The sequence below is a fragment of the Streptomyces sp. NBC_00513 genome (assembly GCF_041431415.1).
GTDB lineage: Bacteria > Actinomycetota > Actinomycetes > Streptomycetales > Streptomycetaceae > Streptomyces.
The window spans coordinates 105,248-129,015 of record NZ_CP107845.1 but is presented as its reverse complement, the minus strand read 5'-3'; the positions used below and the strand labels follow the sequence as shown (position 1 = coordinate 129,015).

Here is a 23,768-nt window from a genome sequence, read left to right as displayed (position 1 = left end):
GGATCCTCGTTGTGCAGGGAATGTGTCCGCGGGTGTGGTCTCGCTCCCTGGCCATTCATTGCCATCGTCGTGTGGGGCTGCCGTCCGGGTCCAGCCCGTGAGGCCACTGCTGGCACAAGTCGGGCCTTACTTGTCCCGCATTCAGGGCTAGGAGGGCCAATGGCTGTATCCCATCGGCAGTTTGGCCGGCTCGTTGTAGGGTCAGGGCCAATTTCGCCAGTGTGGACCAGGCGCCCGCAGCGGTGGCCTCCCGAGCGAGTTCTTGGGCCGTAGCAGCGTCTCCGGCCATTCCGCGCAGTAGTGCGATTTCACCCAGACCTTCAGGGTCACCGGCAGTGATGGCCCGGCGGGCCAGTGCCTCGGCCTTCTCGTGGTCTCCGGCGAGTTCTCTCAACGTTGCCAGGTGGCACAGGCTTTCAGCGTTGCCTGCGGTGGCAGCTTCTTGGGCCAGCTTCTCGGCTTCAGTGTGGTCGCCGGCAGATTCCCTCAGGAGGGCAAGTCTGGCCAGTGCGTAAACGTTGCCGGTGTCGGCGGCCTGCCGGACGGCGTCCTCCATGCCGGAGTGATCCCCAAGGCGGTTCCGCATCTGAGCCAGGTCGAGGAGGGCGGGCACATGGCCGGCACCGGCAGCTCGGAGATAGAGGGATTCCGCGCTCGCCTGGTCTCCTGCCATCTCTCGCATCCGGGCCAGGTCCGCGAGTGCTTCGGGATGGCCTGCATCCACGGCTCGCTGAACGAGCTGTTCGGCCCCCAGGCGGTCACCGTTTTCCTCTCGAAGTAAGACCAGATCCGTAAGGGCTGGAAAGTAGCCGGCGTCCGCAGCGCGGCGGAGCAAGGCCTCGGCGGATTCGTGATCCCCAGCCGATGCTCGCGCGCGCCCCAGGGAGCACAGTCCGCCTGGCATTCCCGCATCTGCGGCGCGGAGGGCTAGGTGCCGTGCTTTGCTGAGATCTTTCTTTGCCAGATCAATTGCTATGTCGAGCAGGACTTCGGGGTCGCCCGCGTCTGAGGCATACAGTGCAAGCTGTATGGCCTTGTCGAGGTGCCCGGCCCGCATTCGTCGCAACGCAAGTCCACGGAGTGGTTCCAGGTTGCCCGCTTCAGAGGCTCGAAGGGCCACCTTTTCGGCGCCGTCATGGTCCCCGTCACGCTCACGCTCTTCCAGCAGTCGGAGAAGACCTGTCGGGGTGCCCAACTTGACTGCCTGCCGGAGGAGGGCATCAGCGCCTTCGAAGTCCCTGTGCCTTTCCCGAATCCATATCAGTCTGTCTAGGGCGGCTGGGCTGCCGGCCTCGGCGGCTCGGAGACGGAGGTGATGGGACCACTCCAAGCGGTGTCGTACAGCGGCCGCCTTTGCGAGGTTGTTGAGTTCATCGGGGTGCGTGAGGTGGGCGTGCACGGCGGCCCAGAACGAGGCGGGCGGACAGAGAAGCCGACGGGAGGCGCGACCATGTTGTTCGAGATAGTCCGCGAGGCGGAACGCCGGGCCCGCCGCTTCAGGCGCTGGAGCAACAGGTGTGGCCCTCCCGGGCGGTCGAGGCTGTGGGCGACCGTAGGCACGGCGTAGAGGCGCCTGCTTGCCGTGAACCGGGTGGCCCAGCTCGGCGAACACCGTGTCGGGCCAGTCCTCGGCGGTGAGCATGTCGAAATTCCGGTCGCTCAGGTAGTCGATCGCCGCGTCAGTGAGGAAGGCGTGGGGGAGATTGAGGCCGACACCGAGACGGCGGGCGTCCATCGCGGCTTCCAATACGGCCCTTGCGGCCGGTGTGCAGTGTTCGTATCGGCGCAGCAGTTCGGGGGCCCCCGCTAGGTCTTGGGTCACCCTCCCGTGACCGGCTGCCCGTACGAGGGCCTCGCGCAGCAACCGGTCACCGGCACTCGCAAGAACCTCTGCTGATTGCAATGCCTTCTGATCGAAGGCCTCCGGGACGGTGACGAGACGTCCGGCGATCAGCTCACGAACCCGACTGTGCGGGTCATGCTTGTCTGCGGCAGGTAGGGCGGTGTACGAACCGACGTACTCAGGCCAAAGAGTGCCCAACACCAGCACGGGCCCGCGACCAGGGCGGGTGAGCAATCCGTGCACAGCGGCTGCGATGCGCTCACCAACCTGCGGATCCCCGAGGTAGTGCTGAGCCTCGTTCAGCCATATCACCGTGCGCGGTGCGACGTGCTCCAGACCCTCCAAGGCGGCTTCCGCCCTGGTCGGGTCAAAGGGGTGCCACAGCCTCCAGCCCTCGGTGGCCAGTGGCTGGACGCCTTGCCAGCACGCGCGGGTTTTGCCCGTCGAGGATGATCCGACCAGCATCACCATCCTGCTGTGGCCGCCCGCGGCGTCCTTCACCGCATCGGCGACGATGCGGTCGTGATCTCTCCACACATAGCCTGGAAGCTGATCTGTCGGCTTGGTGTCGCTCGCTGGCCGAAGACAGGGCCCGGCGGGGTGGACCTCCAGATCGAAAGGATCCCACTTCGCGATCGGCTTCCCCGGGACGTGCTCCTCTTCCCGAACGGCGCTTGCATCCAGGCAAGCGATGCGCCGCAGCTCCAACAGCTCGGGGACTGACAAGCGCAACACACGAGCCAGAGCAGCCAGCACTTGGCTCGATGGGAGGGAAGCCTTAGGACTTAGAGCTGCATGCACCGTCGAGCGGCTCACGCCCGCCTGGCGAGCGAGTTGCGTTCTGGTCAGCCCAGCCAAGGCAAGACCATCGGCCAGCCTCTCCCGCAGCTCTGCAAGAGCGTCGGTACGCGCCTCCGGTCCGTCGGTCACGTCCGCGCCCCCATTGGTGTGTCCGTCGATGTTCATTTTCGTACGGCCGAACCCCGACGGACAATGCCGCCCCGATGCTCGATCGCGTCATCACTCCGCCGTCCATCGGGAGCTTGCCGTGTCCGGTTCCGTTGTTGTCCTGCTCATCAGCGCGCTGATCGTCGTTGTCGCGGTCCTGGTTGCTGCCGCTGCCGGCAAACTGGCGCGCATGGACGGTGCCACCTATCCCACCTCCCTCATGCGCGCCGCGGCCACGTTTGCCGCAACCCTTACCCTTGCTGCGGCCTTGGCTGCCGCGCTCGCCACCGCGCTCAACCCTTGATCTCCATGGACGGGCCCGCCGCACGAACTCCGCGTTGGTGACCATGTCCTGGCCGGGGGCCGGCTCGTCCCGGACCATGATCCTCGCCACCGGGACGGTGTACGTGGCCGAGCGACCGATCCGCGTATGTCGCCGCCTCCCCACCCCCTGAACCAGCGTCAAGCGTGCCGGGCTGCTGCGACCGGCCTGCGGTGAAGCTCGGGGTCGTCAGCACGTAGGTGACACTGGAGGTGCCCGGCGGCGCCCACGTTTAGGAGTTGTCCGGTCGATCATGTGACGACTCCCCGGCCGGGTCGTTGGTGTGGTCATGGGGCGGGGTGATCTGGGTGATGCCGAGTGGGAACGGCTGCGGCCGTTTCTGCCGGTCAGCAACAGGCGTTGTGGCAGGTGGCGAGATCACCGGCAGGTGATCGACGGGATTCTGCACCGGGTTCGGACCGGTGTTCACTGGCGCGACCTGCCCGAACGGTTCGGGCCGTGGAAGGCCGTCTACGAATGGCACCGCCTGTGGTCGGCAGACGGGACATGGGAGCGTCTGCTCCAGCAGGTCCAGGCCGCAGCAGACGCGGCCGGTGAGATCGACTGGGACGTCTCGGTCGACTCCACCATCGTGCGGGCGCATCAGCACGCGGCAGGCGCCCGCATCGACCCACCGCCGGCCCCCGCCTCTCAGGGGGCGGAAGTCCCAGAACACCAGGACGAAACGCCGTGGCAGAGCCTGCACGCCCGCCTGGTGGAGGTGGTGCGGGAGGTGAGGGCCTGGGCCGCTCGCGCGGCGGCTTCACCACAAAAATCCACCTGAGCGCGGACGGCCGCTGCCGCCCGCTGTCCCTGATCGTCACACCCGGCCAGCGGGCGGACTGCACGCAGTTCAAAGCGGTGCTGGAGAAGATCCGCGTCCCGAGGTCCGGGCCGGGCAGGCCCCGCAAGAAGCCGGACAGCGTCGCCGCCGACAAGGCATTCAGCAACGGACCGTGTCGCGAGTACCTGCGACACCGGGGCATCCGGCACACGATCCCGGAGAAGACCGACAGCCAGGCCGCCCGCCTCCGCAAAGGCTCTCGCGGCGGGAAGCCACCTGGCTTCGATGAGGAGCGGTACAAGAAACGGAACACGGTCGAACGGGCTATCAACCGGCTGAAGCAGCACCGGGCGGTAGCCACCCGCTACGACAAGCGCCGTTACGTCTACCTCGGCACCGTCACCGCGGCAGCTCTAACGATCTGGCTCCGCACATGATCGACGGGAATGCTCCGTGGCACTGATCCGGCAGCGTTCGTCGAGGATCTGCACCTCACAGCAGCGATCGAACCCCCGCTATGCGGGGCGGAGGACGGGATCGATCTCTGCCAGGCTTTCGTGCAGCCGACGGGCCCCCCCGGGCAACACGCTCGTCTGTGTCGCCCGACATCTCGTCGCAGAGCCGTAGCGCCTCGTCCAGGTCGTCCGAGAAGATGCTGAAGACATCGAAGATCGCGGTGTGGATGTAGTCGGCGTGGTTGTCGTTGGCGATTGCCAGTGCGGACGCGACTATCGTCAGTCCGGCCCTGTCCTTTCGCCGAAGCAAGCCCTCCGCGGTCCGCCGGGTGACGGAGGTGTCACCCGGATCGAGCACAAGCCCCAGCAGTGTCTCTACGGCCTCCGGCATCTCGGCGAACCCTGCCAGGCTGTGACCGGCATCCGCCCGGTCACGCCAGTCATCGCTTCGCCCGAGTTCGCCAAGCGTCACGACCACCGCACGCCGCAGGTCACTGTCCACGGATTCGCCCGCCCCTTCCCACGATTCCGGTCAAAATATCACCGAGGCGCCCTACCGGATGATCGCCAGGACAGGTCCTTATCGAGCGTCCGGTGCAGTGGGAGGTGGAGGCGTTGGGGCCGGACGAGCTCCGGCGCCTGGTCCTCGCCGCCGTCGCCCCGTACATCGACCGCGACGTCCTCGCGCAGCAGAGCGCCCGCGAGGCACAGCAGCGCTGCGCATTGTCCGAGTTCCTCGACGGGTGGGGCAGCGGAGAAACGTCCGCCTGAGCCTTCAGTACGTCTCGAAGTCGGGTTCCCAGTCCGCGTCGGGCTCTTCGGAGTCGTTGAGTATCTGGACTATCTGGACGGCCCGACGTCGGTCGTGCCCAGGCTGTACGAGTGGCCGCAGCCGGGTCTGAGGGTCGCCCGCCGGCCCGTGTCGAAGCCGTCCGACTCCGGCCCGCCGGTCCGTGCTATCCGGCGCTGGCTGGCGATCGACGCCGCGTAGCGAGTGCGGGGCACTGCGGGCAGCGGAAAGCCCCGGCGGGTCCGTGAGGGCTGCCGGGGCTGTTCGGGCCGGTGTACCGCATCTTCGAGGGGTGAGCCTGTCCATGCACGGCCCTGCCCTGCGCACCCATGTCGGCGCGGGTGCGGCGAGCCTATCGGGCGTCGTGGCGTCCTTCCCTGGTCGCCGGGCGTGAGCCGTATCGGCTTTGCCGGACACGGTGTGTCGCCCCACAGGGCCCGTCGGCCAGGGGAGGGTGGGGGCCATGGACCACGACGATGCTGTGGGGCGCCGGGTGTACGGCACGGACCACGGCGACCCGCACCCCTACCCGCGCCCGGGGCGCACCTATCGGGAGTTGCTCGGTGGGCCCCTCGACGGCCAGTTGCTCGACGTCACGGACCGGATGCCCGAGGAACTCTTCACGGGCGCTTTGTTGATCGCGCCGCTGGGGATGTACGGGCCGGGTGGCCGGGCGGACTACGGCTCCCGTGAGGATGATCCGTTCGGGCCGTGGTCTGGGGCGGTGACACCCCCTGATCCGGGGCCGGTGCTCGCCGAGGGCCGCGCCCGGTCCTCGGGTGGGTGCCGGACACCAGCGGTGACGCTCTCCCCCTGACCGTCGAATATCGGGGTGATTGGTCATCAATCATTCTGTTTTGTCAGGGACTTTAGGGACTGATTTTTCCCATTGGTGCGCCCAGTCGATGCCCAGGCCAGCCAGGTGCTCGCGCTGCTCGACGTCCTCACTGTGGCCCCTCACCCCGGGCGCGATGTCGCCCAGCGCCCTCTCGGTCGCTCCGCAGGGCCTGCCGGCTTCGGAGGTCGCTCAACGGTCGAGCCGCGCACCCCTGCGTGTACCGGGCAGTCCGCCAGCCGCCCGGCACACACCCATGTCCGGCGCCAGTCACCAAGCGCGGCCCATCACGACCGGTCGCCTCCATGGCATCGACCGCACCGTCCCCCTGCGCCCGCGGGCGTTCCACGCGCTCGGCGCCGAGGGCCCAGATCCGTGACGCGGTGGCGAACTTCCTGGACGTGAGCGTTGATCGGTCGCCGGGCAACTTTCCGGCTTGGCCGTGCGTGCGCCCCCAGTTGCGGGATCGTCGCACCGGGGCCGTGGACTGAGAACCTGAAGGATGCTGTGGTACGCCGCCGGCGTCCAAGCACGCTCGCCTCTGCAAGGACAGCCTCCCATGGGGCGTTCGGCCAGGGTGGTGGGGACGGCATGTAGTGGCTGCGCTGGCGATGAGGGGCTCGGTGGCTGGTCAACTGGCGCGCTGCGCTGCACTGCACGGCACCAGGCACCGAGGGGGCGGGTTGGTCGTCCCAGGACACGCTCGCTGTCAGAGACGAGCCGCATCGCGGCTCGCCGCCGGCCAGCGCTTGGATCGGTTGGGGCCGACACCGGAACCCGTTCGAAGAAGAGGCCGAAACTACGCTGCGTCATGGCTGAATTTGGTTGTGTTGGTGCGGGAAAGTGTGAGGATTCCCATGCGGTGAGACGTCACCTGAGTCTGCAAGTGCCCTTAAGACAGGGAATGTTGGGGTTCTCGGGCTGCGTGAGTGAGAGGTCGGCTGTGTGAACACTGAGTGGATGTTGTGAATGTGCTGTGTGAACGGATAAGACGGTCCCACTGATCATCTAAGTGGGAGATGTCCGTGCGCACAGCGCGACCACTAGTACTCCTGGTGGCATTCGTCTTGGCCGTTCTGGCTGGTACAGAACAGGCCGCACTAGCGGTGAACCAATGGGTCACCGCGAAGACCGGCTATAGAGCCGGTGAGAGACCCGAGCAGGGCTAGGGATCGGCTCGCGGAAGAGGCCACAGCGCCTCGGGCGACGCCACCGACGCGACAGTGGGAGGGGGACGCAGCGGTGCGCTGAAGGCGCCGGGCGAACTCCCCCCGGATGGCGGCACCGCGCCGCTGAAGCTGGAAGGCACGCCCAAACCACCGTCCGCGATCCCGTACACGAAGGTTGCGGCGCCCGAGGTGTCGCCGCCCAAGGGCTTCGATCCGAAGGCCAGCACCGAGGTGCCCGCCGAGCGCTCCGAGCGTGGTCGTACCTTCGCCAACCCAGACGGCACCCTCACCACACGCTTCTACAACCAGCCCGTCAACTTCCGTGGGGAAGACGGTAAGTGGAAGGGCATCGACACGAGCCTCGCCCGCCCGGAACAGACCGGACGGCGGACCATGAGCGTCTCCGGCCCCGGCTGGGAGCCCCGCTCGACTGAAGACGCGATCCGCTTTGCCGAGTACGCCAACGAGGAGCCCCTGGTCAGCCTCGGAATCGATGACGCGTCTTCCGTCGGTTACGGCATCGAGGGCGCGACCCGTGTCCAGGGCCGGGTGGCCGGAAGCGCCATCACCTACGCGGACGTGCGCCCCTCTGCCGACGTGGAGCTGATCGCCAGTAGCAATTCTGTCAAGGAGACGCTGATCCTCAAGGATCGCTCGGCTCCTACCGAGTGGCGCTTCGGCCTCACCCTGAACGGCCTCAGTGCCAGACTCGACGACCATGGTGGGGTGGTTTTCACCGATCCCGCCGGCCGCGAGCAGGCCCGGATGCCGGCAGGGTGGATGGAGGATTCCCGGCTCACGGAGAACGCCGCCGAAGGAGCCATCTCCTCCGGCGTCACCTACCGTCTCGAGGGCGATTTGGGACGCCAGACGCTTGTCGTCTCCCTCGACCGGAAGTGGCTAGAGGACCCGGAACGGGTCTTCCCGGTCAAGGTCGACCCGTCCGTGAAGGGGGTCGGCGCGACCTCGGGCACGTACGTTGAAGCGCCCTACAGCACCAACTTCTCCAGTGACAAGGTCCTCAAGGTCGGCACGTATGACGGCGGCGCTCACAAGGCCGCGAGTTTCCTGCGCTTCGACGGCCTCAACACGGGCAGTCTGAAGAATGCCTGGGTGATCAGCGCCAACCTCGCGCTATACAACTCCTGGTCGGGTTCCTGCACGGCCCGCCCGGTTACCGTGCACCAGATCACCTCGAACTGGTCCGAGACCAGCACGTCCGCCTATCCCGGCCCGGCGACAGGCGCGGCGCTCGGGTCGAAGAGCTTTGCCCACGGCTGGCGGCCCACCGGCACCGAGACGTGGTCCTGTTCCCCGGCCTGGGAGAGCATTCCTCTCGGCTCGTCCGGCCGGCAGTTGGTCGACGACTGGACCCACGGCCGCACGCCGAACTACGGCCTCGCGGTGAAAGCCGCTACGGACGACTCGAAGAGCTGGAAGCAGTTCCACTCCGACGACTACGCTGGCGGTGTACCCAGCCTCGACGTGTCCTGGACGAAGAACGGCGCGAGCTACCGGCTTGGCAACTTCGTATCGCCCATCACGGCCACCTCCGAAGGCGTCTTCAAGGTAACGGTCACCAACCAGGGCCAGCAGACTTGGACCAAGGGCAGCAGCTTCAAGTTGCGCTACGACCTGTATGACGGCAACGGAACCCAGGTCGGGGGTGACTACTGGAGCAAGATCCGCTGGACGCCCATGACGCAAGACGTCCCCCCCGGCAGCTCGGTCACCGTCGATGCGAAGATTGCCCCGCTCTCACCCGGCACGTATTCGATCGCCTGGACAATGGACGACGGAGCGGGCTCCTTCGCCTCACAGGGTGTGCCTGCCGCAGCCATGAAGGTGGAGGCGGTCAACGCCGTTCCCTATCTCACCGGGGCCAGTCCGCCGAGCGGCACGCTCGTCGACACGCTCACCCCGACGCTCTGGGTTTCTGCCACCGACCGCGACCGATACCCCAAAGCCCTGACGTATCAGTTCGAGGTATGCGAGGTAGAGGGCAAGGACAGCCGCAAGAACTGCCGCAGCAACACTGCCATCAACGCGCAGAGCTGGAGCATCCCCTCCGGCTGGCTGAGCTGGGCCAAGACCTACGCCTGGTACGCCTACGTGAACGACGGCAAGGACCAGTCCCCTCGGATTGCCCCGTCCCTCCTGAGCACACAGGTCCCGCAGCCCGTCATCACATCGCACCTGGGCGGCGCCGACAGCGGACGAACCTTCGGCGAGCGCTCCGGCAACTACGCCACGGCCGCCACGGACGCCGCCGTCCCGACGATCGGCCCGGAGCTCGCGGTCTCCCGCACGTACAACTCGCAGGATCCGCGCAAAACCAGCGCCTTCGGCGCCGGGTGGGCCACCCGCTGGGACATGAAGGCGCTCACGGAGCCCGACGGCAGCGTCGTGATCACCCTCGCGAACGGCGCCCAGGTCCGCTTCGGCAAGAACAGCGACAACACCTACAGCGCCCCGTCCGGTTCCATGGGCGTGCTGACCTCCGCCTCCGGCGGAGGCTGGACGCTGCGCGACTCGTCCGGGGCGCTGCACACCTTCGACGCGACCGGCCTGCTGAGTAAGGTCAAGGACGGCCACGGCCGCGAGCAGCAGCTCACCTATACGGGCGGCAAACTCACGAAGGTTACAGACGCCCTGTCCAAGCGGGCGCTGGCGTTCACCTGGAGCGGTGTACACGTCGAGTCCGTATCCACCGACGCGGTCGGACCGTCCGCGCCGGCCCTCGTCTGGTCGTACACCTACACCGGTGACCAACTGACGAAGGTGTGCCCGCCGTCGTCGACCACCACGTGCACCCAGTACGAATACACCGGCGGCTCGCAGTACCGCAGCATGGTCCAGGACGCCGGCCCGATCGGCTACTGGAGGCTGAACGAGGCCGAGGGGGAGACTGCGCAGCGAGGCCGTCTCCCGAACCGGCATGAACGCCGGCCACTACCGTGACGTCGACCTCGCCGGCACTGGCGTCCTGGCCGGCACGGGCAACAAAGCGGCAGCCTTCAACGGCGCCAACTCGTACGTGGAGCTCCCGGACACCACCCTCGCGTCCTCCACCGTGCTGTCAGTGGAATTGTGGTTCAAGACAGACAAGCCGGGCGGTGTTCTCGTCGGCTTCCAGGACGAACCGCTGGGCAGCCGTCCGGTCGACTACAACCCGGTCCTGGCCATCGACGCGGCGGGCAGGCTCCGCGGCGCCTTCGAAGTGTCGGGCAGCAACCCGAACCCGATTCTCTCCCCGGCGCCGGTCACGGACAACGCCTGGCACCACGCCGTGATCACGAGCACCGGTACCAGCCAGACCCTGTACCTCGACGGCCAGTCGCTGGGCACCCGTAACGGGCCCGTGACGCACTCCGGCAAGACTTACACCTACCTCGGAACCGGCTTCACCGCCGACACCTGGGACGGAGGCGGCGCGCACACGACGCGCCACTTCAAGGGGCCTGATGGATGAGGTCGCGGTGTACCACCGTGCCCTCGACGCCGGTTCGGTTCGCGCGCACCACGGGGCCCGTACCGGGGCCTCGAAGCTGTCCAAGGTGACCCTGCCCTCGGGCCGGGTCGGCGGTACGGCCGTCTATGACAGCGACACCGAGCGCGCCACCAAGGTCACCGATGCCGGCGGCGGCGTGTGGCAGGTCTCGGCACCTGCCTATGCATCGGGTTCCCAGGTCTACTCGGACGCCGTGCGCGCCACGGGCCCGGTCAACTACTGGAGACTGGGCGACAGCAGCAGCGCCGCCGCAGTGGATGAAATATCCACAGGCGGCAACGGCTCCTACCGTGACGGTGTCGCTCTCGGAGGCGTCGGCACATTTCTCGACGGCGACGACGGCGCCATCACGCTCGACGGGTCGAAGGGCGCCGTCCAGGTGCCGGCGGAGCCGCTGAGCGGGGCGACCTCCCTCTCCGTTGAAATGTGGTTCCGCACCGACAAACCGAGCGGCGTCCTCCTGGGCCTGCAGAGTACCGAGCTCGGCACCACCCCGCAGGACTGGAACCCCAGTCTGGTCATCGACTCCGAAGGAAAGCTCCGGGGTCACCTTTGGGACGCCACCAATCCCTGGCCTGTCATGGGTGGCAACAAGGTCACCGACAACAAGTGGCACCACGTCGTGATCACCGGCGGTCCGACAGGACAGAACCTGTTCCTCGACGGGACGAAGATCGGTTCCAAGACGGGTGCCGTCAAACCGGAGACCTTCGCCTACACCTACCTTGGCTCCGGCTACTCCAGCGAGTCGTGGGACGGGCAGGCGCGTGCCGCCCGGTACTTCAACGGCCAACTCGACGAGGCCGCCTTCTACGCGAAGGAACTCGACGCGCAGACCGTCTCGGACCACTTCAAGGCCCGCAGCAAGACAATGAGCGGCACCGGGGAGCAATACCGCGGTGTGGTGACGGCCGGCAGCCCAGCAGGCTACTGGCGTCTGGACGAAACCGGCGGCACCAAGGTGAACAGCCGCGTCGCCGTCCTTGACGGCACTGGTGCGTACACCAAGGCCATCCAGGGAGTCACCGGTGCCTTCGGCCCCGGTGACGGTTCTGCCGTGCAGTTCAACGGCGACGGATACGCGGAGGTCCCCGGCGTCGGCATCGGCACCGCGGATGTCTCCGCCAGCCTCTGGTTCAGGACCGGCAAGCCCGGCGTCATCCTTGCCAACCAGACGAGCCCGATGGCCGCAGCCACCGAGACCACCGGCGACTGGGCACCAGTCCTGTACGTCGGCGCGGACGGCAAGCTCCACGGTGAATACCTTTCGGGAACCGGAGCCTCGAACGCCTCACAGGCCACGGTGACAGACAACCAGTGGCACCACGCGGCCGTCACCGTCAAGGCCGGGGTACAGACCTTGTACCTGGACGGCACCCAGGTCGCGACGAAGACGGGCGCGCCCGTCAACCACGAGAACAGCACCCGCACCTACATCGGCGCGGGCTTCGCCAAGAACTGGCCGTCAGCCCCGGCCAACATCAGCTACTTCACCGGCGCGCTCGACGAGGTAGCCGTCTTCCGCCGTGGCCTCACCGCCGAGGAGGTGGCCACTCAGTACGCGGCCCGCACCACGGCCTCCTCCTCCTCGCTCACCTCGACGGTGACGGTCACCGACCCCACCGGAGCAAAGACCTCCAGCACGTTCGACGCGGTCCGCGGACAGCGCCGGGTCGCCTCGACAGACGCGGACGGCGGTGCCACCACCTTCGCGTACGACAGCGGCGGCTTCCTGCACACGGTCACCGATCCCAACGGTCACGCGACCACCACCGGTCACGACGAGCGCGGCAACACCGTATCGACGACGACCTGCCGGGACGCCAACTCCTGCTGGACCTCCTTCGCTGAGCACTACTTCAACCCTGCGGATCCACTGGACCCGCGCAACGGCAAACCCACGGCACTCCGTGATGCACGGTCCACGGACGCCGCCGACAACCGCTACCACACGACCACGTCCTACACTCCCCTCGGCCTGACCGACACGTCCACGCTGGCGGACGGCCGCACGGCCGTCACCACCTACACAGCCGGTACCGAGCCCGCAGTGGGTGGCAGCACCGTACCGGCCGGCCTGGTCGCCACTCAGAAGACCCCCGGCGGTGCCATCACCTCGTACGCGTACTTTGCGAGCGGTGACCTGGCCAAGGCGACAGCGCCGTCCGGTCTGGTGACCACGTACACCTACGACGGCATCGGCCGAAAGCTGACCGAAACGCAGGTCTCCGACAGCACGCCAGGCGACGCGACAACGTCGTACACCTACAACGGCATGTCCCGGATCTCCTCGGAAACGGGCCCCAGCGTCAAGAACGAAATCACCGGCGTCACCCACACGGCGAAAGTCTCCCGCACCTACGACGCGGACGGACAGCCGCTCACCGAGTCGACGCAGGACACCACCGGCGGCGACGCAACTCGTACTACCACCTACCGCTACAACGCCCTCGGCCTGAACGAGAGCATCACGGATCCGGCCGGCAACGAGTCCACCTTCGGCCACGACGCGCTGGGCCGGGTAGTCCGCGAGACGGACCCCGCCGGCAACGTCACCACGCACGCGTTCACCAAGCGCGGGCAGTTGGCCGAATCGGTCCTCAAGGACTGGACCGGCGACCCGTCCCGCCAGCTGCGTGACCTGGTCCTGGTCTCGAACGCGTACGATCCGGCGGGCCGGCTGGCCTCGACGACGGACGCGATGGGTGCCACCACCGCCTTCACCTACTACGACGACGGCCTGAAGGCCACGTCCACGGCGAAGCAGGTCACCCAGGCCAACGGCTCCAAGAAGGACATCGTCCTGGAGTCGGCTGTCTACGACGGCGCGGGCAACGTCCTCTCGCAGACCGCGAGCGGCGGACGCACCACGCTCAACACCGTCGACGCCACCGGACGGGTCACCCGCTCGGTGTTCGACCCGAACGGCCTCAACCGGATCACGACCGCCGCCTACGACGGCGACAACCAGGTCACCGAGCAAACCCAGTCGATCGACTCCACCGGCAAGAAGCTCACCTCGACCACCGAGTACGACGTGGTCGGCAACCCGAAGAAGGCGACCGTCACCGACGGCACCGGAACCCGGGTCACCACGGGCACCTTCGACCAGCGGGGTCTGCCGCTGACCCAGGTCACCCCGCGCGGCAACACCACCATCAGCCGCCACGACGTCCTGGGCCGCCTGGTCGAGACGACGGCGCCGCAGGTGCAGGCCGAGGAGAACGGCGGTGCGGCGACCGCCGTCACCCCCAAGTCCCTCACCGGCTACAACACCTTCGGCGAGGCCACCGAGACGCGTGACGCACGCGGCCTGGTGAGCCGTGTGGAGACCGACAAGCTGGGCCGCCCCACCGCGGCCACGCTGCCCGACTACACGCCGCCGGGCGCCGCGACGCCGATCACGGCCGTCTCGCGCACGACATACGACAAACTGGGCAACACGGCTTCCACCACCGACCCGCTGGGCCGCGCGACGTACTTCGCGTACGACCAGATGGGCAATCTGATCCGCAAGACGGACCCGGCCATCACAGGCGCGCAGGGCCTCAAGGCGCCAGGCACCGTCACCTTTGACGGCACCGTCACGGACCTGTCCGGAGGCGGCGTCTCCACCTTCACCTGGACCCCGACCGGCCTGCCGCTCTCCGCGACCGACCCGACCGGGGCCCGCACCGAGTCCACCTACGACGAACTCGGCCGCAAACTCACCGCCACCACGGTCGAGCGAAAGCCCACCCTGCAGAACCTCGTCTCCCGCTACACGTGGGACGACGCGGGTAACCGGACCGGATCCACCACCCCCGGCGGCCGCCGCATCACGGCGACACACAACAACGCCGGTGAGTCCCTGACCGTCACTGACCCCCTCGGCGGCACCACCTCGTCGACGTACGACGGCCTCGGCCGCCAGACCGAGACCAAGGACGCCACCGGCCGCAAGACGGTCACGGCGTACGACGTCCTCGGCAAGCCGGTCTCCTCGTCCGACTACGGGACCGGAAGCACGGTCCTGCGCTCGGTGTCCTCGGAGTACGACGCGGACGGAAACGTCACCGCAACCGTCTCCGCCACCGGCACCCGGCGCACCTACACCTACGACGCCCTCGGCCGGATGACCAAACAGGTCGAACCCGTCACAGCCACCGACTCCATCACCACGACCTTCGGCTACGACGCGGCGGGCAACCGCACACGCCTGACCGACGGCCGCGGAAAAGCCACCTATTACACCTTCAACACCTGGGGCCTACAGGAAACGACCATCGAACCCAGCACCACACAGCACCCGATACTGGAGAATCGCACCTGGGCCAACGTCTACGACGCAGCCGGCCGCCTCGTCACCGAGCTGCTCCCCGGCAATGTCAAGCGCCAGAAGACTTACGACGCGCTGGGCCGCCTGACCGGGGAGACCGGCTCCGGCACCGCCGCCGCCACGCGCCCCCGCTCACTCTCCTATGACCTCGCCGGCCGCATGACCGGCGTCGGCGGAGATGGAATCCTCGCGGGCAACACGTACGCGTACAACGACCGCGGCCAGCTCCTGAACGCGGACGGCCCCTCGGGCAAGTCCGCCTACGCGTACGACGCGGACGGTCAGATGATCTCCCGCACCGACGCGGCGGGCGCGACGGCCTTCGGCTACGACCAGGCCGGACGCCTTGACACCGCGACCGACCCGCTCACCGGCACCCAGGTGCGCAAAGGCTACGACGCTGCCGGGCGACCGACCGTCGAGGAGTACGCCCGCCCCTCCGCCGGAGACACCTTCACGATTGGCGCGAAGCGCTCGTACACATACGACGCACTGGGCCGGCTCGCGGACGACAGCGTCAAGAACGCCGGAACAGGCAACGGGGTCCAGGGCTCGGCCTACGAGTACGACCTCGACGACCGACTGGTCAAGAAGACCACGACTGGCACGGTCGGGGCGGCCGCGAAGACGTACGGCTACGACCTTGCCGGCCGCATGACCTCGGAAAGCAGCGGCAGCGCCACTACCGCCTTCGAGTGGGACAAGTCCGGCAACCTCACCAGGAAGGGAGACCTCACCGCCACCTACGACGCGCGTAACCGCGTCCAGACCTGGGGCACACAGACCCTCGACTACTCCGCCCGCGGCTCGATCAAATCGGTCACCGACGGCGGAACCACCCGGACCATCAGCACCGACGCCTTCGAGCGCACCGTCAGCAACGGCACGAGCACCTTCACCTACGACTCGCTCGACCGTGTCCTGACCAACGGCAACGCCACATTCAGCTACGACGGCGGTTCCAACAACCTGACCAAGGACGGCACCTCCACCTACAACCGCACCCCGGGCGGCATGCTGCTGGCCAGCGCCACGACCGACGCCGCAGGCTCTGGACGCCTGTCGGTCACGGACCAGCACACCGACCTGGTCGCCGGCCTCTCCGCAGACGGCACCACCGTCTCCTCGTCCCGCGCCTACGACGCCCTCGGCAACGTGACCGCGTCCTCAGGCACCAACCCGTCCCTCGGCTACCAGTCGGGCTGGACGGACTCCTCCACCGGCGAGGTCAACATGGCCTCCCGCTGGTACCAGCCCGGCACCGGCGGCTTCACCAGCCGGGACACCTGGCAACTCGACCCGACGCAGTCGGGACTACGGGCAAACCGTTACTCCTATGGATTCGGCAGCCCGCTCAACGGCACCGACCCCAACGGCCACTTCTTCCCACTGGCGGTCCTCGGCGGGATAGCCGTTTGGGACGCCCTTGGCTACGGAATCGCCGCGACTGTCGCTTTCGGTGGAACCGCGATCGCGACCGACCGCTACATGAGGAGCCGGTCTGAAACGACGAGCTCGGCGCGCAGCTGGGCGATCTCGAACACCTACACACCGGTGCGCGGGTACGAAGAGTTCCGGGAGAAGCGCGAGCGAAGCAGGTACCGCGAACGGGACAACCCCAGGTGCACTTGGGCTTGCGGCGGCGGTCCCATAGGCGGCGGCCCCAAGGGTGGCGGCGGTCCGAAGGGTGGCGGCGGCCCCAAGGGCGGCCGCGGACCTGGAGGCGGGACACTCTCTATCATCGAGAAGGTAATACGAGTAGTCGACCAGAATCCCAACCAGCGTGCGCCGCAGCGGAATACCGAATTCGACTGGGGTACGGGCGACAGCCGTTGGAAACTCGACGCCGGCTACATGAAGCAGTTCTCCGAGGGCGACTTCAAGGAGATGATGCAGACCTTCGGCTTCACCCCCGAAGAAGCTGCCGCAATGTACAATAACCCTGGCGGTGACATAGAGGCGCCCAACGGTGGCAAAGACCCCTGTGATCGCGACAGGTCGGAACGACACCGGTATCTGTCGACCGTGCCGGCGCAGACCATCGGGGGACTTCAGGATACGCCTACCGGGGTTGCTGCGCTCATCTGTCCGGACGACCTGAAGAAAAACAATCGCGGAAACAGGAAGGGTACTTGGAACCCTCCCGGATGGGTGTCGGCGGATGATCGACCTAACCCTAGATCTCTTCCTGTGTTCAATCGATCTCACATACTTGCTGACAGGCTCAGTGGCGACTGGATCAAGGAGAACATCTTCACTGGTTTCAGGCAGATGAACTCCCCTGACATGAGGCGTTGCGAGACCGTGATGGCAAACACTGTTAACAGAGCGAATAGTGGAGGTCAGCCCGTTCTCTACTTCGGAGCCTTGGAGTACGGTAATGGGCGCGAAAACATTCCCACCGCAATCAACATGAATGCATTCACCAGAGAAAAGCGACTATTCTCTGTAAATATCAAGAACATCCCCACGCCCCAGGTGACGTGTTGACACTCCAAAAACTCGAACAAGCAATGCCGAAACTCCGCCACATCAAGTCGAATGAACGTAGAGTGTTCGACTGGCATGTGCTGGCCCGTGAGCTCGGAACCGGCCTCCCTGAAGACTTCATGGAACTCGCCGAGTGGTACCCAACTTTTCACATCGCCGACTTCCTGGTTCTGAGCATTCCCGAACCAGGACAGGAAGTTGCCTATGCCCAAACCTGGAAGGACGACCAGAACCTCGCCGCGCTATATGCAGACGGCCTGACCTATGGGTATGCGCCATATCCCGCACCTGGCGGTCTGATTGGTTGGGGTGCCTCATATGAAGGGGACAATTTCTACTGGCGCACCAACGAGGGTGACCCCAACTTTTGGACCATAGTCGTCGAAGGACGGAACGACGACTGGTGTACCTACGACGGCACCCTCACCGACTACCTAGCCGGACTGGCGACCGGGACCGTGACGACTGACGGGCTCCCTTCCAACTTCCCCGGTAGGGACCCGGTCATCGATCTGTAGAACCACCTGACCTGTTAGGCCGACCCGTCCTAAGGACGGGTCGGCCTACTGATTCCCGCTGTTCGTGGCCGCGCCGGGCAGCTGGCTTTCGAAGCATTCTCTCTTCGGCTGCTGGCGTGAGCTGGAACTCACGCCAACTGGAACCAAACATCTCAATGTGCTGAACCGGGCTCGGTTCGGGGCGGGCCCGCTTCGAGGGAGAGCCAGCCCACTCTGGTGCACGGTGGACGCTGCACGCGCCCAGGAAGCGGCGGGCGATAAGTCCGTGCAGCCGCCCAGGGAATGACGCCTGAACTCCGTCGCGTAAGGCTCCGCCGACCCGCAGACAGGTACTCCCCTGCGCGGGAACCTGGCTGCTCGCTTGCAGCAATCCCAGCTGCAACGTGAGATGCATCTCGTGTGACTGGGCCGCCCACTACACGTCGGTCGGTATCGGCGAGCCGGGACGGCTGTCAAGGGTGTGGGGGTGGGTGGTCGGGTTCGAGGGTGCGTTTGAGGTTGACGGGTGAACGTGTCTGGGCCCCGACCTGGGGGAGATGGGTCGGGGCTCAGCGGGGCGCAACGGGTATGCCGTGCGCGGGGTTAGTGGCGGAAGGTGTCCTTGACGTCTTCCTTGGCCTGGCGGGCGTTGCCCTTGGCCTGGTCGGCGTGGCCCTCGGCGGTCATGCGCTGGTTGCCGACGGCGCGCCCGACGCCTTCCTTGACCTTGCCCTTGGCCTGCTCGACGTGCGCCTTGCTCTTCTCCGTGCCCGACATCGGGACCTCCTCGTGACGTACCGGATTGGTCGTGACCGTCCCCCTGCTCCCGAACGCCGCCCGTAAACCCCCACCGTCCCGACCGACTTCTCGCACCGCCCGTCTGCCGGGGCCGGCCGCTGCGGCAGTGGTGCGGCCGGCCCACGGCTCGGGCCCCGGAGCCTGGACACCCATCCGGCCTTGTAAGCCGTCACCGCTCGGGTGGGAGGGTGGCCGCCGTGCGCGACGGCGCTGACCATGCAACTCTGCGGATTCCTGCGGTACTCGCCTTGTGTGAAGGGCACGAAGGGCGCTGTGTCTCCCGCGTTCGGCGGGTGGCGGGGTGGGCGTGCGGGCAGGCCGGCGGGGTGGACGCGATGGATGTGCGACGGGTGTACGGCAGTTCAGACGGCAGCGGCGAGGAGCCGGCTCCGCGGCCCGATCACGTGTACGCGGAACTCTTGGGCGGGCCCCTGGACGGCCTGCTCCTCGATGTCACCGGCTGGTCTGGCGCGGACCGGGTCGAGGGCGCGTTGCTGATCACCGACAAGGGCCTGTACGGGCCGGGTGGCCGGGCGTTCTACGCACCCGTCGCGGGTGATGTCGAGGGTCTGTTCCTGTGGCGCGGCGACACCCCCTGATCACTCGCACGCGGAGGCCTGACGGTGTGGCTGTCGGCGTACGCAGGAAGCCCAGCGAGGTACGGCCTGACAGGTCCATCCCGCGCGCTCGGGGCCGGCTGTTCAGGGCGCGTCGGAGAAGCACACTCTCACTGCGAGGAGGCCACCCGACGCATCCAGATCGGCGATCACCGGAAAGAAGCCATCGCCCCAGCTCGTCATTGCGCACAGCACTCGGGCATCACCGAGTTGCACGGATCCGGCCTCGACATGCGAAGCACGTACTTCGCGCATGATCTGCCAGTGATGGGAGTGCGGTCGGAAGTCCACCGCCATGCGTCGTCCCGTCTCGTTCTTCCATCTCAACAGAGCGCGTGCTCTGTGCGTTGCCTCCGAGACGGGCAGGCCAGTCCACCCGCGAACCCCGTCCTCGCCGAGCTCGCCGAGTTCGGGTGCGGCAAACGTCGCGGCCGCTTCGTCTGCCGCCGCACCCCAGAACGCAACGTCGGCCAAGCCGTCGGCCGACTCATCGTGCTGCCACAGGCTCAGCGCGTCGACATCGCCGAAGAGGACACGTGCCCAGTCCACGCCGATGTCGCCCAAGGAAACCGAGGACGTCGCCCGGCCTTCACCCATCCGGATCGAGATCTCGGACCAGCGTTCTCCGACACCATCGCCGGGGTCGACCCGTGTAGCCAGCACGGGCAGGTTCCGACCTCGGGGTACGCCACCTACCGCGACGACGGACACCCCGAACATCAGAAAGCTGCCACCACCCTCTTCGCCTGTCCGGCGGGCCCTTTGGGCATGCGCCTCCCGAGACGGCAGGGCCTCCAGCCGGGCGTCAAGGCCGACAGATCGGCAGTGTCCATCGAAAGTCGCCGCGAATGAGGCGGCTTTCGAGGCCGGGATGTCATGGAGCCTGGAGCCTGGCTGGTGGTCAAAGCTCCGAACGGCTTCCGAGGCGTCCGGTCCGGTGACCACGAAGTCAATGGCGCCCGCGACGTCGGCGGCCATTACAGCGTCTTCGATACCCAGGGAAGCCGGATCGACGTCCGCCGGCGACTGCTCCCCGCTCCACAGCCCCAGGTGACCACCGTCAATGAGCACCAGGGTGCCGGACGGGCAACTGATGGTCCCCAGCTCGAACATCTCTTCCATGGCGCGCGAGTCTACGACCACCCGGCAAGCCATCCGCAGGCGGATGGTTCAGCTGTCGGACAGCCACTGGGAGCCTGCGTTGCACACCCGCGGTGTGCAGGTATCCACGTACCGCCCTGTGCACTATCACGCGAACGCCTACAGAGGCGGCTGCTTCCTCTGCCCCACGGTCAGGTCGTGGTTCTCAGGAGTCTTGTCAGGCTGCGCGGCAGGATCCGGGATGTCCGGTGCACGGGTTTCTGCCTCGTCGGCGGCCGGGTGGGGGATGTTGTGTGTGGTGCGGACGGCGTGCATGTGGAGCCACAGGGCTCGCAGGTCCTCGGGGCTTCCGCGGAGGGCGAGGGCGAGGCGGGCGACGAACTGCCAGTCGGCCAGGTGGTCGGCGGGTTCGGTGGATTCCAGGGCGGCGGTGATCTGTGCGGGGGTGAAGCTGCTGCTGCCGCGGCACAGGCTGTCGGGTTCCGGCGCCGCCGCGGCGAGCCACATGCCACGCAGTCCGTTCTGCAGCGCCCGGGCGGTCTTCGCGTGGTCTTCGAGGCGGGGTGGGGGAGACACCTGGATGCCTTGTGCCTTCTCCCACAGGGGGAGCAGATCGTCGGGGCTGGCCTTGCACAGTTCTGCGAATCGCTGGACGACGGGCCACTTCGGGGTCCGCTTGCCCAGCATGATCCGTGACAGCAGCGACGGGGAGATGCCCAACTCGCCCGCGAGGCCGCGTCCGGAGAGCGCGGAGGTGCGATGCAGGTGTGTCAGGGCGACGGCGAGCTGATAGCCGGGGTGGCCCGGAAGGGACGCGTTGGCCGGGGTGGGAAGAGTGACACCGCGCATCCGGGCGCGGGCCGTGGTGGCCGTGCGGCCGTCGCCGCGGGCATGGGGGCCGGAGCCACGTTCGGCGCGCCAGCCCACGACCTTCGCGACCTTGTCGCTCGCGAAGGAGTCCCGGGCATGCCCGGGCGCCATCGACAGCGCCTTGCCGATGTCCTCCCAACCGGCCCCGTACTCGTGGGCCTGACGAACGGCGACGGCCTTGAGGTCGGCGATCTCCCGCTCCAGCCGCACCACCTCCTTGACCAGATCCAGGGGACGCACGACGTAGGGGTGGTGGCTGAGGTGGAGGGCACGATTCGCCTTCGTGCGCAGCGCCTCGGCGATACGCACGACCTCCTGGTCGTGGTAGTCGGAGCGCTGGGGCGCCGAGAGATGACGGTTGCGGTAGGCAGCGGAGCGGCAGTCCTTCGAGCAGTACGTCGGGGGCCGGCCCGACGGCTTCGGGCGGGAGAACTTCTCCTTGCAGTAGGCACAGATCAGCAGGGCGGCGGTTTCCGGCATCAGTCCTCGAATGGGGTGCTGGCTGCGCTCACGCCAAAAGCGCGCGAGCACGCGAGGGTTTCGTCAGCGTGGCCCGGCGATCAGTACCGGCCAGGCCGAGGAAGAAATGAAGAAACGGCCCGTCCACCACTCCCGGAGAACGATGGACGGGGCGCTCAGATGCATGGTCAGACGGCGCCGGGCACAGCCGGCCATACGTGCCGCCGGCCTGCTACACGCCTGCGAAACCACGTGGAACGCCGCCCGGCCGCCGCCAGAACGGGCAGAACCAGAACGCCCGCGGCAGCCTGCTGCGGCTCGCGAATCAGCACGATCCCCAGCACCACCACCGCGATGAAGGGAATCAGCTGCACGTTGACACACCTGTCAACGCCCGCATAGGACTGGATACCCGCCAAGGGGGGCATGTTACGGTCGAAACCGCTGCTCAGCGCCTCAGTGCGCGGGGCGGAGAATCGAATGAAGGACAAGGTCGCTCCTGACGTTCGAACACGGTGGAAACGGCCACCCCCTGGTGATGGTGTGAGAGCCCGTCAGGGGGCGGCCGCATGCCGACATTAGCCCCCGGACTATGACGCACCGCCATTGCGAGATCGAGAAATCACAAGGTGCAGCACCCGGGCAGACAAAGTGTTGAGTCGAACATCCGAATAAACCTCATTCGGTCACTGGTGATCGATTTCATCCCGACTCCGCACAAACCGAGACCTTCACTGCTCAGCCATGATGCGCCGTCATACCGGCGCGTTCATAGAGCCGGTACCGGGCAGGCGGGCAGCACAGCCCGGGTGTCCGGGAGGCCGGGCAGGGCGTTGTGCACGCCGTTGATTTCCCGGGCCCGAAGCGGTCAGTCGATCTCCGTGGTCGAATGCGGCCTCGAATACAGCCGAGCCTTGTGGATCCGATCGCAGCCCAGGGTGCTTGCCTGGGTGTCGTTCACGTCGCCGTAGCGAAGCGGCCCTCTTCGTGAGGGCGATTCGGCTGATTCCCCCCGGCTGCGTTCTGGGTGCGAGATCGTCTGACGAGAGGCGGGAGATCCCGCCCAGAGCACGGTGTGTGGGAGGCGCGGTGGAGAAGGACGAGATCTGGACATCGGAGGAGTACGGCAGGTCGCACGAGGGTCGGGTCGGGACGCTCCTGGACGATGGGAGCAGTCCCAAGCCGGTGTACTTCGACTCGAACTCCGGCGGCTTCGGTTGGGAGGTCCGCCACTGGTCCGTCTACGACGGCGGCACCTACCCGCAGCGCCCGCAGGCGCACACGCTGCGGGGGGAGTGCTCGTGCGGCTGGCGGGGCGAGCCCCACACCGTGGACTGGACGAATGCCGGCGATCTCCCCTTCCGAGAGCACGGCTGGGAGACAGTCGGGGAGTGCCAGGACGACTGGGAGGGGCACATCACAGCCGTCGCCGCCACCACCGTCCCCCTACCCGCCGACCTGGAGACCCTCCTCCATGACGTCGCCGACGCGATCGACCGCCTAGGCCAGGACGCACCGACCGCCGCCCTCAAAGCTGCCCGCACTCTGGAACTCATCGCCGCACGCACTGCCCACGGTCCTGCCCACGACGCCCGAGGACAGGACCCGGAGAAGGTGGCCGCCGCCCTGGGATTGAACATCGACGACTCCCGATCCCTCCTGGCCCGCTACGGCGGCTGGAACCACTACGGCTGACCACTCGCGCCTGCGGCGAGTGGTCCGAGTGCGCGCGCCCCGACGGGCTGTTGTCCCTTGATCCCGGAGCGGGAGCGACCCGGCCGCCTCACCGCTGCCGACGGCGACGGTCAGGCCGACATAGGCACGACGGTGTGAATGGATTCTCCCGCGACCGCCGTGGCCCTCTTCTGACCTGCTGGAGGTGGGACCTGGTCGAGCCGGGGTTCGGCGATGCCGTCCCGGGTCTCCGATTCCTGAACTGTTCCGTCCGACCGAACTGACAG

The 23,768-nt window shown here is 67.2% G+C and carries 15 protein-coding genes and 1 pseudogene; 10 read left to right on the top strand and 6 right to left on the bottom strand.

The window, feature by feature from the left end:
- Window positions 1-55: 55 nt before the first annotated feature.
- Window positions 56-2,809, bottom strand: a complete 2,754-nt coding sequence (locus OHA84_RS00640; protein WP_266976014.1) for a helix-turn-helix domain-containing protein — start codon at window positions 2,807-2,809, stop codon at window positions 56-58.
- An 82-nt stretch (window positions 2,810-2,891) separates the two neighbouring features.
- On the opposite strand from OHA84_RS00640, the gene OHA84_RS00635 reads away from it, so the two are divergent.
- Together OHA84_RS00635 and OHA84_RS00630 are read left to right on the top strand one after the other, a co-directional pair.
- Window positions 2,892-3,095, top strand: a complete 204-nt coding sequence (locus tag OHA84_RS00635) for a hypothetical protein (RefSeq protein ID WP_266976012.1) — start codon at window positions 2,892-2,894, stop codon at window positions 3,093-3,095.
- Window positions 3,096-3,402: 307 nt separating this feature from the next.
- A pseudogene (locus OHA84_RS00630) lies at window positions 3,403-4,334 on the top strand (IS5 family transposase).
- Window positions 4,335-4,389: 55 nt separating this feature from the next.
- Here OHA84_RS00630 and OHA84_RS00625 read toward each other — a convergent pair.
- Window positions 4,390-4,854, bottom strand: a complete 465-nt coding sequence (locus tag OHA84_RS00625) for a hypothetical protein (RefSeq protein WP_266976010.1) — start codon at window positions 4,852-4,854, stop codon at window positions 4,390-4,392.
- 92 nt (window positions 4,855-4,946) lie between these two features.
- Here OHA84_RS00625 and OHA84_RS00620 point away from each other — a divergent pair, with 92 nt between their 5' ends.
- The 6 genes from OHA84_RS00620 (at window position 4,947) to OHA84_RS00595 (ending at window position 17,983) form a co-directional block, all read left to right on the top strand.
- Window positions 4,947-5,123: a hypothetical protein gene (locus tag OHA84_RS00620; RefSeq protein WP_266976008.1), complete on the top strand. Its 177-nt coding sequence runs from the start codon at window positions 4,947-4,949 to the stop codon at window positions 5,121-5,123.
- A 482-nt stretch (window positions 5,124-5,605) separates the two neighbouring features.
- Window positions 5,606-5,959 carry a hypothetical protein gene (locus OHA84_RS00615; RefSeq protein WP_371591281.1) on the top strand — a complete coding sequence of 118 codons (354 nt, stop codon included), beginning with the start codon at window positions 5,606-5,608 and terminating at the stop codon, window positions 5,957-5,959.
- 1,241 nt (window positions 5,960-7,200) lie between these two features.
- Window positions 7,201-10,107, top strand: a complete 2,907-nt coding sequence (locus OHA84_RS00610; protein WP_266976006.1) for a DNRLRE domain-containing protein — start codon at window positions 7,201-7,203, stop codon at window positions 10,105-10,107.
- On the top strand, window positions 10,085-10,618 hold the full coding sequence (locus OHA84_RS00605; protein ID WP_266976004.1) for a LamG domain-containing protein: 534 nt from the start codon (window positions 10,085-10,087) through the stop codon (window positions 10,616-10,618). Before OHA84_RS00610 ends, OHA84_RS00605 begins: the two co-directional genes overlap by 23 nt.
- The gene (locus OHA84_RS00600) at window positions 10,611-17,465 is read left to right on the top strand and encodes a LamG-like jellyroll fold domain-containing protein (protein WP_266976002.1); all 6,855 of its coding nucleotides are present in this window, start codon (window positions 10,611-10,613) and stop codon (window positions 17,463-17,465) included. Before OHA84_RS00605 ends, OHA84_RS00600 begins: the two co-directional genes overlap by 8 nt.
- A complete protein-coding gene (locus tag OHA84_RS00595; RefSeq protein WP_266976000.1) occupies window positions 17,459-17,983 on the top strand; it encodes a hypothetical protein in 525 nt (174 codons plus the stop codon). The genes OHA84_RS00600 and OHA84_RS00595 overlap by 7 nt, the downstream gene beginning before the upstream one ends.
- Before the next feature lie 582 nt (window positions 17,984-18,565).
- Here the strand turns inward: OHA84_RS00595 and OHA84_RS00590 are convergent.
- Complete coding sequence (locus OHA84_RS00590) at window positions 18,566-18,739, bottom strand: CsbD family protein (protein ID WP_078998760.1); 174 nt, start codon at window positions 18,737-18,739, stop codon at window positions 18,566-18,568.
- Window positions 18,740-19,095: 356 nt separating this feature from the next.
- Between OHA84_RS00590 and OHA84_RS00585 the strand changes: the two genes are divergently transcribed.
- Window positions 19,096-19,359 (top strand): hypothetical protein, encoded by a 264-nt coding sequence (locus OHA84_RS00585; RefSeq protein ID WP_266975998.1) that lies wholly within the window; start codon window positions 19,096-19,098, stop codon window positions 19,357-19,359.
- Window positions 19,360-19,461: 102 nt separating this feature from the next.
- On the opposite strand, the gene OHA84_RS00580 is transcribed toward OHA84_RS00585, so the two are convergent.
- From OHA84_RS00580 to OHA84_RS00570, 3 genes are all read right to left on the bottom strand, one after another.
- Window positions 19,462-20,499 carry a hypothetical protein gene (locus OHA84_RS00580; RefSeq protein WP_266975996.1) on the bottom strand — a complete coding sequence of 346 codons (1,038 nt, stop codon included), beginning with the start codon at window positions 20,497-20,499 and terminating at the stop codon, window positions 19,462-19,464.
- Between the two features lie 138 nt (window positions 20,500-20,637).
- Complete coding sequence (locus OHA84_RS00575) at window positions 20,638-21,828, bottom strand: helix-turn-helix transcriptional regulator (RefSeq protein ID WP_266975994.1); 1,191 nt, start codon at window positions 21,826-21,828, stop codon at window positions 20,638-20,640.
- A gap of 167 nt (window positions 21,829-21,995) precedes the next feature.
- Window positions 21,996-22,226 carry a hypothetical protein gene (locus OHA84_RS00570; RefSeq protein WP_266975992.1) on the bottom strand — a complete coding sequence of 77 codons (231 nt, stop codon included), beginning with the start codon at window positions 22,224-22,226 and terminating at the stop codon, window positions 21,996-21,998.
- 670 nt (window positions 22,227-22,896) lie between these two features.
- On the opposite strand from OHA84_RS00570, the gene OHA84_RS00565 reads away from it, so the two are divergent.
- On the top strand, window positions 22,897-23,502 hold the full coding sequence (locus OHA84_RS00565) for a hypothetical protein (protein WP_266975990.1): 606 nt from the start codon (window positions 22,897-22,899) through the stop codon (window positions 23,500-23,502).
- The last annotated feature ends 266 nt before the right edge of the window (window positions 23,503-23,768 follow it).

What these genes read in the sequence shown, in the direction of transcription:
- OHA84_RS00590 (WP_078998760.1), bottom strand. Translation starts at nt 18,739, where the DNA reads ATGTCGGGCACGGAGAAGAGCAAGGCGCACGTCGAGCAGGCCAAGGGC.
- OHA84_RS00580 (WP_266975996.1), bottom strand. Translation starts at nt 20,499, where the DNA reads ATGGAAGAGATGTTCGAGCTGGGGACCATCAGTTGCCCGTCCGGCACC.
- OHA84_RS00615 (WP_371591281.1), top strand. Translation starts at nt 5,606, where the DNA reads ATGGACCACGACGATGCTGTGGGGCGCCGGGTGTACGGCACGGACCAC.
- OHA84_RS00640 (WP_266976014.1), bottom strand. Translation starts at nt 2,809, where the DNA reads ATGAACATCGACGGACACACCAATGGGGGCGCGGACGTGACCGACGGA.
- OHA84_RS00600 (WP_266976002.1), top strand. Translation starts at nt 10,611, where the DNA reads ATGGATGAGGTCGCGGTGTACCACCGTGCCCTCGACGCCGGTTCGGTT.
- OHA84_RS00585 (WP_266975998.1), top strand. Translation starts at nt 19,096, where the DNA reads ATGGATGTGCGACGGGTGTACGGCAGTTCAGACGGCAGCGGCGAGGAG.
- OHA84_RS00605 (WP_266976004.1), top strand. Translation starts at nt 10,085, where the DNA reads ATGAACGCCGGCCACTACCGTGACGTCGACCTCGCCGGCACTGGCGTC.
- OHA84_RS00575 (WP_266975994.1), bottom strand. Translation starts at nt 21,828, where the DNA reads ATGCCGGAAACCGCCGCCCTGCTGATCTGTGCCTACTGCAAGGAGAAG.